Origin of the sequence: Lysobacter auxotrophicus (assembly GCF_027924565.1) — a bacterium.
Taxonomy (GTDB): domain Bacteria; phylum Pseudomonadota; class Gammaproteobacteria; order Xanthomonadales; family Xanthomonadaceae; genus Lysobacter_J; species Lysobacter_J auxotrophicus.
This window is the reverse complement of record NZ_AP027041.1, coordinates 1,737,627-1,751,991: the sequence shown is the minus strand read 5'-3', so window position 1 is coordinate 1,751,991 and position 14,365 is coordinate 1,737,627. Positions and strand designations below refer to the sequence as shown.

Below are 14,365 nucleotides of genomic sequence, written 5' to 3'. Positions count from 1 at the left end.
CCTCAGACCGGCTCGGCGTGGCCGGCGGCGCCTTCGCCCGTGGCGACCGCCCCGTGCGTGCGCTTGGCGCGGGTGACGTAGTAGTCGTCGGCGCGGCGATCCAGCAGGTCGTATACGACCGGGATCACCACCAGCGTCAGCAGCGTGGACACCAGCAGGCCGCCGATCACCGTGATCGCCATCGGCGAGCGCACTTCGGCGCCCTCGCCCATCGCCACCGCGAGCGGCAGGAAGCCGAACAGCGTGCACGTCGTGGTCATGATGATCGGGCGCAGTCGCGAGCGCGCGCCTTCCACCAGCGCCTCGCGCTTGGCGACGCCCGCTTCGCGCAGCTGGTTGACCTTGTCGACCAGGATGATCGCGTTCTTCACCACCAGGCCGACCAGCAGGATCAGGCCGATGAAGACCACCACCGACACGGGCGAATTGGTGATCAGCAGCGCGAGCACCGCACCGACCAGCGCGAGCGGAATGGTGAACAGGATGACGAAGGGGTGCAGCAGCGATTCGAACTGCGACGCCATCACCAGGTACACCAGGAACACCGCCAGGCCGAAGGCGAACAGCAGCGCGTTGACCGACTCGGCGAGTTCCTCGCCCTGGCCGCCGATGTGCATGCTCACGCCGGCACCGAGCGGCTGCTCGGACACCATGTCCTCGACCTCGCGCACCGCGGTACCCAGGTCGATGTCGCGCAGGTTCGCCGAGACGATCGCCACGCGCACCTGGTCGGCGCGGTGGATCTCGCTGGGGCCGGTGGTTGCGACGACGTCGGCGACCGAGTCCAGCGTCACCGGGCGGCTGCTGTTCGGGTTGACGATCAGGCGGCGGATGCTGTCGACGGAAGCGCGGTCGGTTTCGCGGGCGCGCACCAGCACGTCGATCTTGCGATCGCGGAAGCTGTAGCGCGTGGCGACGTCGCCGCGCACCTTCTTCACCACGACATCGGCGATCTGGCGCGTCGTCAGGCCGAGCGCGCCGGCACGGTCCTGGTCGAAGCGGATCTGGATCTCGGGGAAGCCCTCCTCCACCGTCGACTTCACGTCGGCGTAGTGCGGATTGGCGCGAAGCAGCTTGGCCATGCGCTGGCCGGCCTGCTGGATGCCTTCCAGGTCCTGCCCGCGCAGCTCGATCTCCAGCGGCGTGGAGAAGCTGAAGAGCTCCGGACGCGCGAAGTCGACCTGCGCGCCCGGATGATCCTTCATCGTCTCGCGCAGGGCTTCGGTCTCGCGTGCTTCGACGTCCTTGCTGCCGCCGTTCGCCATCACGACGGTGAGCTTGCCGATGTTCTCGCCGCTCTCGGTCGGGTTGGCGTCCAGGCGCGTGCCGCTACCGCTCACGCCGTACAGCGCGCGGATGCCATCGTCCTTCGCGTGCTTGAGCTGCAGCTCGCGCACCAGGGCGTCGGTGTCGCGCAGCGGCGTGCCGGGCGGGAGCTTCACGGTCATCTCGAAGCGGTCCTGCGCCAGCTGCGGGATCAGGTCCGCGCCCAGCAGCGGCACGGCGAGCAGCGTCAGCGCGAAGGCCGCCGCGGCCGAGCCGAGCACCAGCACCGGACGGTTGAGCGCGTTCGGCAGCAGCTTCAGGTAGCCGCGTTCGGCGCGGGCGTACGGCGCCATCGCCAGGTCGCTCAGCTTGCGCATGAACGGACCGACGACCGCCACCAGCACGCGCCACACGCGGACGATCGCCCAGGCGATGCTGAAGAAGAACGTACGCAGCACCCAGTTCAGACCGCGCTGGAACCACGCCAGCGGCTTGCCGACATTCGACTTCGGCTCCCATCGCGGATGCGGCGCTTCCTCCGGGAAGGCCATCGGCGGACGGCCCTTGAGCGCGCTCAGCATCGGGATCAGCGTCATCGATACGATCAGCGAGATGCCGATGGCGAGCGCCACGGTCAGCGCCTGGTCGCGGAACAACTGCCCCGCGATGCCCTGCACGAACACCAGCGGCAGGAACACGGCGATCGTCGTCAGCGTGGACGCGACCACGGCCATGCTCACCTCGCGCGTGCCGGCGATGGCCGCTTCGAGTACGCCCAACCCTCGCTCGCGCGCCTTCGCGATGCTTTCCAGCACGACGATGGAGTCGTCGACCACCAGGCCGGTCGCCAGTGCCAGGCCGCCCAGCGACATGACGTTGAGGCTCAGGCCCATCTGGCCCATGAAGAAGAACGTCGCGATGATCGACACCGGCAACGAGAGGCTGATGACGAACGTGCTCCAGCCATCGCGCAGGAACAGGAAGATGATCAGCACGGCCAGCGCGCCGCCGATGACCGCGTCCTTCTTGACGTCGGAAATCGCGTGGCGGATGAACTGCGACTGGTCGTCGATGGTCGTCAGTTCGACGTCCGGCGGCACCTGCTGCTTCAGCTCTTCCAGGCGCTTCTGGATCGCGTCGGCGGTGGCGACGGTGTTCGCGTCGCCTTCCTTGTAGATCGCCAGCTCGACCGCTTCCTTGCCCGCCAGGCGGATGATCGCCTCGCGTTCCTTGAAGCCCTGGCGCACGTCGGCGATGTCCTTCAGGCGCACGGGCATGCCGCCCGCGACCGACGCACCACCCGCGGAATTGGCGCTCTGCACCGAGGCCGCCGCGGCCATCGCTTCGGCCGAACCGGTCTGCGCCGCGATCGCCGCCATCTGCGCCGCCGCGGAGGCGGCCGCGCTGTCGCCACCGCTCTGCGTGGTGACGAGCATCTCGCGCATTTCCGGCACGCTGGCGAACTGGTTCACCGTGCGCACGAGGTAACGCTGCGAGCCCTCTTCCAGGCGGCCGCCGGAGATGTTGATGTTTTCCTGCTGCAGGCGCTGGATGACGGTGTCGATCGGCAGGTTGAGCTGCGCGATCTTCTGCTGGTCGATGTCGACCTGGATCTCGTCTTCCAGGCCGCCGCCGACCTTCACCGCGGCCACGCCTTCGACGGGCTCGAGCTTCTTCTTCAGGTCGTCGTCGGCATAGCGGCGCAGCCCGGTGAGCTGGCGCATGGCCTCGGTGTCGCTCGACGCCTCGCTCTTGGGCGACAGCGCGATGCGGAGGATCGGCTCGGTCGACGGATTGAAGCGCAGCAGCACCGGCGCCTTGGCTTCAAGCGGAAGTTGCAGCACTTCCATCTTGTCGCGGACTTCCAGGCTGGCCTGGTCCATGTCGGTGCCCCAGGCGAACTCGAGCACGACATCGCTCTGGCCGGTGCGCGAGACCGACTTGAGCTTGCGCAGCCCCTTCACCACGCCGACGGCTTCTTCCACCGGCTCGCTGATCAGGGTTTCGATTTCCGACGGCGCCGCGCCGGTGTATTCGGTGCGGACGGTCAGGGTGGGATAGCTCAGATCGGGCAGCAGGTTGACCTTGAGGTCGCCCAGCGCGATCAGGCCGAAGAGGACGAAAGTGAGGGTCACCATCGCCACCGTGACGCGGCGGCGTGTGGAGAACTCCACCAGGTTGAAACCGGGCGTGTGCGCGTGTTGCGTCACGTGGGTTCTCCGGAATTACTTCTTGTTGGTTTCGGGCTTGGCGACGGAAGCGACTTCCTTCTTCGCCTGCGGCTGGCCGAGCACCTGCACGACCGAGCCGTCGCGCAGCGCGGTCTTGCCGGCGACGACGACCTGCTGGCCTTCCTTCACGCCGTCGCGCACTTCGGCCCACGAGCCGTCCATGTAGCCCAGCTTGACCGGCACGCGCTTGGTCTTGTCGCCGGTGACGACGAACACCGCCGGATCGCCATCGTCTTCCAGCAGCGCCACGCGCGGCACGACGAGCGCATCGGCGCGCTGGTCGTAGTCGATCTTGATGCGGCCGAACATGCCCGGCTGCAGGATGCCCTCGCCCTTGAACGAGCAGACCACGCGGAACGTGCCGCTGCCCGAATCGACCACCGGCGACACGCGGTCCACCGTGCCCTGGAAAGTCTTGCCCGGCAGCGCGTCGACCACGAGCGCGACCGGCAGGCCCGCCTTGAGCGTCACCAGCTCGCGCTCGGGCACGTTGAGCGTGGCCTCCAGGCGCGAGGTGTCGACGATACGGAAGATCGGCGTGTTGATCTGGACGAAGTTGCCGGTCTTGATCGAACGCGAGGCGATCACGCCAGAAATCGGCGCTTCGACGTTGGCGTAGGACAGCTCCAGGTTCGCCAGGCGGTTGGCGGCGCGGGCGTTTTCCAGGTCGTAACGCAGCTGGTCGTTGTCGTTCGCGCTGAGCAGCTTCTGGTCGGCCATCTGCTTGGCGCGGTTGTAGTTGGCTTCCAGCTTGCGCATCGCGGCGCCGGTCTGCGCGGCCTGCAGCTGCGAGCGGGCCGAATCCAGGCGCACCAGCGTCTGGCCGGCGCGGACCGGCTGGCCCTCTTCGACCATCACGTTGAGCGCGACGCCCGAGGTCTTGGCGACCACCTGCGACTCGGCGACCGGCTCCAGCGGCGCGGTGCCGGTGTAGCTGGCGGCGACGGCGCGGCGGGAGGCCTTGGCGACCTCGACCGGCACGGCTTCGGGGCCCTTCTTGTCTTCCCCGGCCTTGGCCTGGGCCTCGCCCTCGCCCCCGCCCTTGCAGGCGCTGAGCAGCAACAGGCACGGCAGCAGGACGACAGCGGCGCGGGCAAAACCACGGCTGCGATTTCGGGTGAAGTGACGCATGAATTGGACCCCAAGGTGGCTGAGACCGGCGCTTGTACCGGTGTTGTATGTAGGTATATCACCGCCCCAGTCACCTTCCATCCGCCGAAGGTCATGGTGACTGGAGCCACGTCGTGCACCGCGTCCGAAAAAACCGCGAAGCGGGCACGCAACAACCATCGATGCAAAACGGGGCGGCTTCGTTGCAATCCGAACCATGGCTATACTTGCCGACTCTTGCGCGGCCGCCTTAATGGGGAGGCGCCATGCAGCCAGCACCTAGACCTTTCGCTAGCCACACGAGATTGCGGACTACGACATGATGCGACCGCTGATGATCGCCGCCTGCTTCCTGCTGACCGCCACCGCATTCAGCGCGTCGGCACAGGACGCCCAGGCTCCCGCCGCCCCGGCCGCTGCCGCACCCGCGGCTGCCGCTCCGACGGCCCCGACGGCTCCGGTTTCGCTCAAGGGCGATGCCGCACGGGGCAAGCAGCTCACCTACACCTGCCAGGGCTGCCACGGCGTCACCGGCTACAAGAACGCGTATCCGAACTACCACGTGCCGCGCATCGGCGGGCAGTCGGAGGTCTACCTGACCAACGCGTTGACCGAATACAAGAAGGGCACGCGCAAGCACCCGACGATGCAGGCCCAGGCGCAGAGCTTCTCGGACCAGGACATCGCCGACATCGCCGCCTTCCTTTCGACCGTGAAGTGAGCAGACCCATGACGAACAAGATCCTCGCCATCGCCCTGCTCGCCTCCCTCGCACTGGTCGGCTGCTCCGGTGGCGACACCCCGGCCGAGCACTCGGCCGCCGATCGCAGCGAAGGCCACACCTCGTCCTCCGCGGGCCTGCCGGCCGGCCACATCGCCGCGGGCGAGAAGCTGGCGCAGACCAAGGGCAAGGCCACCGGCCAGTCGTGCGTCGACTGCCACGGCGCCGAAGGCAACGCGCCGATCGACGAGACCTACCCGAAGCTCGCCGGCCAGTACTACGACTACATCGCGCACTCGCTGCAGGCGTATCGCGACGGCGATCGCGAGCACCCGCTGATGTCGAGCCAGGCGAAGGAACTGACCGACCAGCAGATCGCCGATCTCGCCGCCTACTTCGGTTCGCGCAAGGGTTCGTTGCAGGATCTGCACGGCATGCACCACGACTGATCGCGCTCGCCGCGACGGTTGAAAGGCCCGCGCGAGCGGGCCTTTTTGTTTCCGTCTGGATCGCCCGGTGCCGAACTGCGTTGCGTGCCGGGCTGGGCCCGTCGCCCGAAAAGAAACGGGCCGCATGGGCGGCCCGTTTCTTCGTGCATACCGTGGTGGCGATCAGGACTCGATCGGCACCAGCGTGATCTCGACGCGGCGGTTCTGCGCACGGCCGGCTTCGGTGTCGTTGCTGGCGATCGGGCGGGTCTTGCCGGCGCCGACGACGATGAAGCGCTCGCGGTTCAGGCCGCGGCTCTGCAGGTAGCTCGACACCGTGTTGGCGCGCTGCTCGGAGAGCTTCTGGTTGTACGCATCGCTGCCGACGCTGTCGGTGTGGCCGGCCACTTCGATCACCGTCTGGTTGTACTCCTGCAGCGTGCGCGCGACGTTGTCGAGCACCGGGTAGAACTCGGGCTTCAGGTTCGACTTGTCGAAGTCGAAGGTGATGCCGCTGGGCATGTTGAGCGTGATGTTGTTGCCCTGGCGCACGACGTCCACGCCGGTGCCAGCGGTCTGCTGGCGCAGCGCGGCTTCCTGGCGATCCTGGTAGTTGCCGATGGCCGCACCGGCGAGACCGCCGACGCCTGCGCCGACCAGCGCGCGCTGGCGGCGCTCGGTCGCGTCGTCGCCGCTGAGCAGGCCTGCTGCGACGCCGGCCAGCGCGCCGATGATCGCGCCCTTGCCCGTCTTGCTCATGCCCTGCTGCTGGCCCTGCTGCTGCGGCTGCTGCTGCGGATACGGCTGGCCGTAGTAGTTGCCGCCGCCCGTGGCGCAGCCGGCGAGCAGCGCGGTGGTGACGACGGCCACGCATGCGGCCTTGACGAAATTCTTCATGGAGTGGTCCTTGCGTGAAAGACGGAAGTGATGAACGCGCACAAGCTAACCGCGTTCACGTCTGGCGCAAGTGATCGTCGCCTCGCGTGTTCAGTCGGCGGCAGGAATCAACGCCTGCGCTGCATCCGCATCGAGGCGCACGTCCCAGTTCCCCATCAGCGCCAGGTACAGCAGCTTGTCGAACTCCGCGCCGAAGCGGCGGATCACCGCATCCGGATCTGGAATCAGGCGGCCATCGGAGATCAGGCCGAAGTGCACGCGGCCGTTGTAGCTGAGGATGGAAATGCCGATGCCGATGGAGCCGGTCTGCGGCACCCAGAACATCATCTCGCGCAGCATGCAGCCGGCGAGATACAGCGGCTGCTGCGGGCCGGGCACGTTGGTCGCGACCGCGGTGGCCTTTCGACTGAACAATTCCAGCGCGAGCCCCTGCACCGACGCGGGCGCCATGCCGAGCGCCGCGAGCAGCCCGTAGGCGACGATCGCCTGCCGCGAGCGCTTGAGGTCTTCCATGCACTGGGCGACGCGTTCGAGACGACGGATCGGATTGTCCTCGCCCACCGGCAGGTCGAGGAACACCAGGCCGAAGTGGTTGCCGAGCTTGCGCGCATGCTCCAGCGGGCGCAGGTTCACCGGCACCGTCGCACGCAACGTCATGCCGTCGACGTGGTCGCCGCGTTCGATCATGTAGCTGCGCAGCGCGCCGGCGGCGGTGGCCATCAGCACGTCGTTGACGGTGCAGTCGCAGGCGCGGCCGACGGCTTTCACTTCCTCCAGGTCCAACGGCTCGGCCCAGGCGACGCGCTTGCTCGTGCCCAGGCGCCCGCGCAGCATCGAGGGCGGATCGTCCGACAACGACAGCGCGTGCAGCAGTTCGCGCGCGATCTCGCCGCCCTCCTTCGCCAGCACCGCGGCGAGCGAGGGGTCGCGATACATCTCCAGCCCTTTTTCCACGACCTTGCTGCCCAGTTTCACGTAGCGGTCCACCGCGCCCACGCGGCGCGCGACGCCAGCGTGTTCCTTCTTGAGCCACGCGCGCGGCAATTCGCTGCCGTCGCCCGCATCCGGCGCGGTATCGGTCAGCGACAGCAGCACCTGCACCAGCGCGATGCCGTCGGCGTAACTGTGGTGGATTCGGGCAACGAGCGCCGAACCGCCGCCGTCGAAGCGTTCCACCAGATGAAACTGCCACAGCGGGCGATCGTGGTTGAGCGGCGACGACGCGAGCTGGCTGACGAAGCGCTCCAGCGCGCGTTTGTCGCCGCGCCCGGGCAACGCGGCGTGCTGCACGTGCCAGTCGAGGTTGAAGTTGAGGTCCGTTTCCCACTGCGCGCCGGCCGGCGTGACCACGGCCTTCTGGCGGAAGCGGCGGTACGAAAGGAAGCGCTGTTTCACCACGCGCTTGAGGCGTTCCAGCGACATCGGCTCGGCGAACATCAGCACGCCGGTGATCATCATCGGGTTGGTCGGCCGCTCCATCCGCAGCCACGCCGTATCGACCCGCGACATCGGTTCGCGGCGACCGCGCCGGCGTGCTCCAGTCCGTGTCGCCATGGCGGTCGGCTCTCCCGTGCGCGTCGGGCCGAGTGAATCACGCCCTCGCGCACAGCGTCAACGCGGCGCCGCGTCAGCCGCGCAGCTTCCGGTAGGCCGCCAACGCGGATTCCCGTCCCGCGCCCATGTCGACCAGCGGTTGCGGCGGATAGTCCGGTGCGACGCGGCGCAGCGCCTGCGGGTCCTGCCACGGCGAAAAGCGCAGCGGCACCGGCAGCCCGGCGAGTTCGGGCACCCACCGCGCGATGTAACGCCCGTCCGGGTCGAACTTGCTCGCCTGCAGCACCGGGTTGAACACCCGGAAATACGGCGCCGCATCCGCGCCGGTGCCGGCGACCCACTGCCATCCGAGCGTGTTGTTCGCCAGGTCGGCGTCGATGAGCGTGTCCCAGAACCAGCGCGCGCCGTGTCGCCAGTGGTAGCGCAGGTGCTTGGTCAGGAAGCTCGCGACGATCATGCGCACGCGGTTGTGCATCCACCCGGTGTGCCACAGCTCGCGCATGCCGGCGTCGATGATCGGCACGCCGGTGCGGCCCTGTTGCCAGTCGGCCAGGCGATCGGGCGAGACGTTCGACCACGCGAAATCGTTGAAGCGCGCGTCGAAGTTGTGGTCCGGCGTCTCCGGAAAGTGATGCAGCAGGTGATGCGCGAATTCGCGCCACCCCAGCTCGCGAAGGAACGCGTCGATGTCGGCGCCATTGGCCGCGGTGCGCTCGCGTTCGAGCACCGATGCCACGCGCCACGGCGCGATTTCGCCGAAATGCAGGTGCGGCGAAAGGCGCGATGTTCCGACGCGGTCGGGCCGGTCGCGCTGCTCGCGGTAGCCGCGCAGCGCGCCATCGACGAAGGTGTCCAGCGCCGCGTGCGCCCCGGCTTCGCCGGGCGTCCATTCGTCCCAGAAACCGCGGTCCCAGGCGAGCTTCGGCGCAAGTTTCAGCGCATCCAGCGACACGCCCGACGGGCCCTCGTCGCTGTGCGGCAACCGCGACGGTGCGTCGATGCACAGCCCGAGCTGCCACTGCGTCAGCAGCGTCTTCCAGTACGGCGTGAACACCTTGAACGGCAGGCCCTGCTTGTTGCGCACCGTCCAGGGCTCGAACAGCAGCGCGGCGTTGAAGCTCTCCACGCGCAGGCCTTCGTGCCGCAGCGTGGTCTTGATGTGCGCGTCGCGGCGCTCGTGGGCCGGTTCGTAGCGGCGGTTCCAGAACACCGCCTCGGCGCCCGTGGTGGCGATCAGCGATTGCAGCGTCGCCAGGCTCGGCCCGAAGAAATGCCGCAGCTGCGACCCGCGCCGGCGCAACGCCTCGTCGAGCGCGGCCAGCGAGCGATGGCGCCATGCATCCGACGCCGCACCGGGCGCCCAGTCGCCGCCTTCGTCCGGCGCGTGGATGTAGACCGGGATCGGCACGTAGCCGTTGTCGAGCGCCGCCTGCAGGGCCGGGTTGTCGTCCAGGCGCAGGTCGTTGCGGAACCACACCAGCGCCAGCGCGTTGGATTCGGCGGCGGACATCGGGCACCCGGGGAAGTGGAACGGAATCGTCGCGGCCAGTATGCCGAAGGGTCGATACGGGTTGTCGACGCGCCCTCGACGTCAGCCGCCGCGGTATTCGCGCGGAATGCGGTCGTTGAGGCCGACGAGGATCTCATAGGGAATCGTGCCGGCGAGCGTCGCGACGTCCTCGGCGCGGATCGCCTCCCCGCCCTGCGCGCCGATCAGCACGACGTCGTCCTCGTTGAAGGCGCTGTCGCCGCCGATGTCGACCATGAACTGGTCCATGCACACACGCCCCACGATGGGATAACGGTGCCCGCGGATCAGCACCGATCCGCGCGAGGACAACGAACGCGGGAAACCGTCGCCATAGCCGATGGGCACCGTCACCACGCGCGTGTCGTGGCCGGATCGCCACGTCGCGCCGTAGCTCACCGGGTTGCCCGCCTTCACCACCTTGAAGTACACGACCTGCGAGCGCAGCGACATCGCCGGCTTCACGTCGATGGTGCGTTGCGATGCGGGATCGGGCAGCACGCCGTACAGCACGATGCCCGGGCGCACCATGTCCAGCCACGTCTGCGGGAAATGCAGCACGCCGCCCGAGTTCGCGAGGTGGCGCAACGGCATCGGCGCGCCGAGCCGCTCGATGTGCGCGCAGGCCTCGTGGAAGCGTTCGACCTGCTGCAGCGTCATCGGCGACGCCGGATCGTCCGAGCACGCCAGGTGCGAATAGATGCCCTTCAGCACGCACCATTTCGATGCCACCGCCGCTTCGACGAACGGCCGTGACGAGTAGCTGTGCACGCCGATGCGTTCCATGCCGGTGTCGATCTTCAAATGGATCACGGCGCGACGCCCCATTGCCTCCGCCGCGGCTTCCACCTGGCGCAGCTTGTCGAGCGAGGACACGGTGATCTCCAGATCGTGCGCGATGAACTGCGCGACCTGCGGACCGAAGATGCCGCCCAGCACCAGCACGGGCGCGGTGATGCCGGCCCGTCGCAGCGCGATGCCTTCCTCCACGAACGCCACGCCCAGCTGTTCGACGCCCTGCGCCTGCAGGTGCAGCGCGACCGGCACGAGTCCGTGCCCGTAGGCGTTTGCCTTGACGATGCCCATGACGGGCACGCCCACATGCGCGCGAATGGCGCGGAGGTTGTGCGTCAGGTTGTCGAGATCGACCGTGATGCGAGTCGGACGCTCGCTGACGGCGGGGGGCATGCCAGGCGTGGAGTGCACTGCGTGTCCGCTGCGGGGGCTCGGACATCCATTCTAGCGGGGTCGGTTTTCGCCCAGCCCTTTCGCCCGCGGCGCTTGAGGCCCTTTCCTACGGGGAGCGGGTCGAGGAGCGTCGACCGGACGCCGCTCACCCGCTCAGGACACCAAGCCGGTCAATCGCAGCGACGCTCGATCACCGTCTCGGTCTTGTTCTGCTGGTTTTCCTGGATCTTGCGACCGGCGAACGCACCGCCCACGGCACCGGCCGCGGTGGCGATCTTCTTGCCGCTGCCGCCACCGACCTGGTTGCCCAGCAGACCGCCGACCACGCCGCCCGCCACGGTGCCGGTGATCTTGTGCTCGTCCTTCACTTCCTTGGGCTTCTGCACTTCGACGTCGTAGCAGTGCTTGCCCTTGCTGGACGAGGTACCCGACTGCCACGCCATCGCCGGCCCGGCCAGTGCGACCATGGCGACGAGGGCAAGAACATGATTCACGAACGCGATGCGGCGCATGACGGCACTCCTTTGGCGACCTGCATTCACGCTGCACCGGAGCTCGTTACGGGGGCGTCAATCCGCGTCAGGTGCGGCTGCCACGCCGCCGCAGCGCTTCGTCTTCGTTCACGTGTTCGTAGTCGAAGCCCGCATAGCGGATGTGCTCCGCGAAGAACTGCCCGTGCGATCCGGCCGCCATCAGGCCGGCATGCAGGTGCGGCGGCACGTCGAAATACCGGTACACCTCGCCGCTGGTGAATTCGATCTCCAGCACGCGGCGGTCGGCGTCGTAACCGACGCTCGCCATGGCATCCGATTCCACGCGTACCCGTTCCATCGGCAGCGGACTCTAGCGCCGCGTGCGTGACACCGACGTCGATGCGCGAGGGCGTGCGCTTACTCGAAGCTGCCCACCGAATCGTGCGACAGGTTGTCGAAGCGGGTGTACTCGCCGAAGAACTTGAGCTTGATCGAGCCGGTCGGGCCCGAACGCTGCTTGCCGATGATGACCTCGGCCAGTCCCTTGTCCGGCGAGTTCTCCTTGTTGTAGTAGTCGTCGCGGTAAATGAACATGATCATGTCCGCGTCCTGCTCGATTGCGCCGGATTCGCGAAGGTCGGCCATCACCGGGCGCTTGTCGGTACGCGTTTCCAGCGATCGGTTGAGCTGCGACAGCGCGATCACCGGCACCTGCAGTTCCTTCGCCAGGCCCTTGAGCGAACGCGAGATCTCCGAGATTTCCGTCGCGCGGTTCTCGCTGTTGCCCGGCACCGACATCAGCTGCAGGTAGTCGATGACGATCAGGCCCAGGCCGTGCTCGCGCTTGAGGCGACGCGCCTTGGCCGACAGCTTCACCGGCGACAGGCCGGGTTCGTCGTCGATGAAGATCTTCACTTCGCGCAACTGTCGGATCGCACCGGTCACGCGGCTCCAGTCCTCGTCTTCGAGCTGGCCGGTACGCAGGCGCTGCGCGTTGACGCGGCCCACCGAGGAGATCAGTCGCATCGCCAGCTGCGAGGCCGACATTTCCATCGAGAACACCGCCACCGGCAGCTTGCTGCGGAACGCGGCGGTCTCGGCCATGTTCAGCGCCAGCGTCGTCTTGCCCATCGCGGGACGCGCGGCCAGGATGATCAGGTCGGTCTTCTGCAGGCCGGCCGTCATCATGTCGAGTTCGGTATAGCCGGTCGACAGGCCGGTGACGCCGCTGCCGTTGGTGTAACGCGTCTGCAGCGTGTCGAAGGCCTCCGACAGCGCCTTGGTCACCGGGGTGAAGTCGGTCTTGCCGTTGGTGTTGGCCTGCGCGATCGCCAGCACCTGGCGCTCGGCTTCCTCGAGGATCTCCGCCGAATCGCGGCCGTCCGGCTGGAAACCGTCGTTGACGATGCCCGTGCCGACGTCGATGAGCTGCCGCAGGATCGCCTTGTCGCGGACGATCTCGGCGTAGGCCGTGATGTTGGCCGCCGACGGCGTGTTGCTGGCCAGCTCGATCAGGTAGGCGCCGCCGGCGACTTCCTCGCTCAGGCCCTGGGATTCGAACCACTCGCCGAGCGTGACCGCGTCGAACGGCCGGTTCTTTTCGGCCAGTTCGCTGATCGCGCGGAAAATCAGCTGATGGTCGCGACGATAGAAGTCGTGGTCGCTGAGCGCATCGGCGATGCGGTCCCAGGAGTCCGGCGCCAGCATGAGACCGCCCAGCACGGCCTGCTCGGCCTCGATGGACTGGGGCGGCACGCGCAACTGGTCCATACGCTGCTCGTTGCGCGTCTCGAACCGTTTCTCCCTGCGAAAACCAGGTCGTGCGCTCATGCCCTCAGTCACCTTTTCCGTGCGCCGTCGCGCCGGCCGTGTCGTTGTCGCGGGTCGGGCATCGTAGACGCGGAATGGCGTCGGGCGTTGCAGATAAGTCTGTGGATATCGCGTGGATACTCATGCCGGGCATGGGGCCACGCGGTCGTCTCGCCCGATGAGACACCGCGCGAGGCGCTGGGGCGTCACCCCGGGGTGGCGATGCCGGCGCGGGCGCGCATGCCGGGCGAGATCACCGACAGCAGGTCGTCCAGCGCTTCGTCGCGCCAGCGGCCGATGCGACGCGGCTGCAGCGCGCCGGCGATGTGCTGGTCGATCAGCCGGGCGATGATCGGGAACACCGCGTCGCCGTCGGCCTCGCAGGCTTCGCGCAGGCTGGCGGCGATCAGGTCGGCGAACGACAACGGCGCGCAAGGCGGTGCGATGGCCTGTAGCGAATGCAGCGTGAGCTCGAGCGAGGGATCGAGTTCGGGAAGGTCGAGGCGCTGGTCCATGGCGGCGGTACCGGAGTGAGTGCCCAGACTGTGTCACGCACTTTTCTGACGCCCTATCGGAAAAATCCGAAAACCTTTCCCGTTCTTCGCACAAGGAATCGGGCGCAAAAGAAAAGGGCGCCCGGAGGCGCCCTTCCCTTCAAGCCCGTTCGGTGACCGGGATCAGGCGACTTCGCCGACCACGATGACCTTGACGTTGGCTTCGATGTCGGCGTGCAGGTGCACGACGATCTCGTATTCGCCGGTGCGGCGCAGCGGGCCTTCGCCCAGCACGACTTCCGACTTCTCGACCTTGTGGCCGTGCTTGGTCAGCGCCTCGGCGATGTCGCGCGGCGTGATCGAGCCGTACAGCTTGCCTTCGGTGGAGGCGTTCGCGGTGATGGTCACCTCGACGCCTTCCAGCGCGGCCTTGCGGCCTTCGGCGCCTTCCAGCGCGGCCTTGGCCTTGGCTTCGTACTCGGCGCGGCGGGCCTCGAACTCGGCCAGGTTGGCCTCGGTCGCCGGCGCGGCCTTGCCGTACGGGATCAGGTAGTTGCGGCCGAAGCCCGGCTTGACGTTGACCTTGTCGCCGAGCTTGCCGAGGTTCTGCACGTTCTGCAGGAGGATCAGTTGCATGGTGTTGCTCCGTATTCGTTAGCGAGCCTT

The 14,365-nt window shown here is 67.7% G+C and carries 13 protein-coding genes; 2 read left to right on the top strand and 11 right to left on the bottom strand.

Annotated features, from left to right (window positions below):
- Positions 1 to 2: 2 nt before the first annotated feature.
- The gene (locus tag LA521A_RS07785; RefSeq protein WP_281781725.1) at positions 3 to 3,476 is read right to left on the bottom strand and encodes an efflux RND transporter permease subunit; all 3,474 of its coding nucleotides are present in this window, start codon (positions 3,474 to 3,476) and stop codon (positions 3 to 5) included.
- 15 nt (positions 3,477 to 3,491) lie between these two features.
- Positions 3,492 to 4,628 carry an efflux RND transporter periplasmic adaptor subunit gene (locus LA521A_RS07780; RefSeq protein WP_281781724.1) on the bottom strand — a complete coding sequence of 379 codons (1,137 nt, stop codon included), beginning with the start codon at positions 4,626 to 4,628 and terminating at the stop codon, positions 3,492 to 3,494.
- A gap of 301 nt (positions 4,629 to 4,929) precedes the next feature.
- Between LA521A_RS07780 and LA521A_RS07775 the strand changes: the two genes are divergently transcribed.
- Complete coding sequence (locus LA521A_RS07775; protein ID WP_281782054.1) at positions 4,930 to 5,328, top strand: c-type cytochrome; 399 nt, start codon at positions 4,930 to 4,932, stop codon at positions 5,326 to 5,328.
- 8 nt (positions 5,329 to 5,336) lie between these two features.
- On the top strand, positions 5,337 to 5,777 hold the full coding sequence (locus LA521A_RS07770) for a c-type cytochrome (RefSeq protein ID WP_281781723.1): 441 nt from the start codon (positions 5,337 to 5,339) through the stop codon (positions 5,775 to 5,777).
- 162 nt (positions 5,778 to 5,939) lie between these two features.
- Here the strand turns inward: LA521A_RS07770 and LA521A_RS07765 are convergent, their stop codons facing one another.
- The 9 genes from LA521A_RS07765 to rplI form a co-directional block, all read right to left on the bottom strand.
- On the bottom strand, positions 5,940 to 6,653 hold the full coding sequence (locus LA521A_RS07765; RefSeq protein ID WP_281781722.1) for a YiaD family glycine zipper/OmpA-like lipoprotein: 714 nt from the start codon (positions 6,651 to 6,653) through the stop codon (positions 5,940 to 5,942).
- Between the two features lie 90 nt (positions 6,654 to 6,743).
- Complete coding sequence (locus LA521A_RS07760) at positions 6,744 to 8,162, bottom strand: WS/DGAT/MGAT family O-acyltransferase (protein WP_281781721.1); 1,419 nt, start codon at positions 8,160 to 8,162, stop codon at positions 6,744 to 6,746.
- Positions 8,163 to 8,280: 118 nt separating this feature from the next.
- Positions 8,281 to 9,717 (bottom strand): cryptochrome/photolyase family protein, encoded by a 1,437-nt coding sequence (locus LA521A_RS07755; protein ID WP_281781720.1) that lies wholly within the window; start codon positions 9,715 to 9,717, stop codon positions 8,281 to 8,283.
- A gap of 81 nt (positions 9,718 to 9,798) precedes the next feature.
- The gene (gene alr, locus LA521A_RS07750; RefSeq protein ID WP_281781719.1) at positions 9,799 to 10,923 is read right to left on the bottom strand and encodes an alanine racemase; all 1,125 of its coding nucleotides are present in this window, start codon (positions 10,921 to 10,923) and stop codon (positions 9,799 to 9,801) included.
- Positions 10,924 to 11,093: 170 nt separating this feature from the next.
- Positions 11,094 to 11,435, bottom strand: a complete 342-nt coding sequence (locus tag LA521A_RS07745; RefSeq protein ID WP_281781718.1) for a glycine zipper 2TM domain-containing protein — start codon at positions 11,433 to 11,435, stop codon at positions 11,094 to 11,096.
- Between the two features lie 67 nt (positions 11,436 to 11,502).
- On the bottom strand, positions 11,503 to 11,739 hold the full coding sequence (locus tag LA521A_RS07740; protein WP_281781717.1) for a KTSC domain-containing protein: 237 nt from the start codon (positions 11,737 to 11,739) through the stop codon (positions 11,503 to 11,505).
- 74 nt (positions 11,740 to 11,813) lie between these two features.
- A complete protein-coding gene (locus LA521A_RS07735; RefSeq protein WP_281781716.1) occupies positions 11,814 to 13,226 on the bottom strand; it encodes a replicative DNA helicase in 1,413 nt (470 codons plus the stop codon).
- Between the two features lie 185 nt (positions 13,227 to 13,411).
- A complete protein-coding gene (locus LA521A_RS07730) occupies positions 13,412 to 13,720 on the bottom strand; it encodes a hypothetical protein (protein ID WP_281781715.1) in 309 nt (102 codons plus the stop codon).
- A 162-nt stretch (positions 13,721 to 13,882) separates the two neighbouring features.
- Positions 13,883 to 14,335 carry a 50S ribosomal protein L9 gene (gene rplI, locus LA521A_RS07725; protein ID WP_281781714.1) on the bottom strand — a complete coding sequence of 151 codons (453 nt, stop codon included), beginning with the start codon at positions 14,333 to 14,335 and terminating at the stop codon, positions 13,883 to 13,885.
- Positions 14,336 to 14,365: the final 30 nt, after the last annotated feature.

Bases quoted from the DNA above. Each gene is read 5' to 3' on its own strand.
- LA521A_RS07780 (WP_281781724.1), bottom strand. From the start codon at position 4,628: ATGCGTCACTTCACCCGAAATCGCAGCCGTGGTTTTGCCCGCGCCGCT.
- LA521A_RS07775 (WP_281782054.1), top strand. From the start codon at position 4,930: ATGCGACCGCTGATGATCGCCGCCTGCTTCCTGCTGACCGCCACCGCA.
- LA521A_RS07770 (WP_281781723.1), top strand. From the start codon at position 5,337: ATGACGAACAAGATCCTCGCCATCGCCCTGCTCGCCTCCCTCGCACTG.
- LA521A_RS07765 (WP_281781722.1), bottom strand. From the start codon at position 6,653: ATGAAGAATTTCGTCAAGGCCGCATGCGTGGCCGTCGTCACCACCGCG.
- LA521A_RS07760 (WP_281781721.1), bottom strand. From the start codon at position 8,162: ATGTCGCGGGTCGATACGGCGTGGCTGCGGATGGAGCGGCCGACCAAC.
- LA521A_RS07755 (WP_281781720.1), bottom strand. From the start codon at position 9,717: ATGTCCGCCGCCGAATCCAACGCGCTGGCGCTGGTGTGGTTCCGCAAC.
- alr (WP_281781719.1), bottom strand. From the start codon at position 10,923: ATGCCCCCCGCCGTCAGCGAGCGTCCGACTCGCATCACGGTCGATCTC.
- LA521A_RS07745 (WP_281781718.1), bottom strand. From the start codon at position 11,435: ATGCGCCGCATCGCGTTCGTGAATCATGTTCTTGCCCTCGTCGCCATG.
- LA521A_RS07735 (WP_281781716.1), bottom strand. From the start codon at position 13,226: ATGAGCGCACGACCTGGTTTTCGCAGGGAGAAACGGTTCGAGACGCGC.
- LA521A_RS07730 (WP_281781715.1), bottom strand. From the start codon at position 13,720: ATGGACCAGCGCCTCGACCTTCCCGAACTCGATCCCTCGCTCGAGCTC.
- rplI (WP_281781714.1), bottom strand. From the start codon at position 14,335: ATGCAACTGATCCTCCTGCAGAACGTGCAGAACCTCGGCAAGCTCGGC.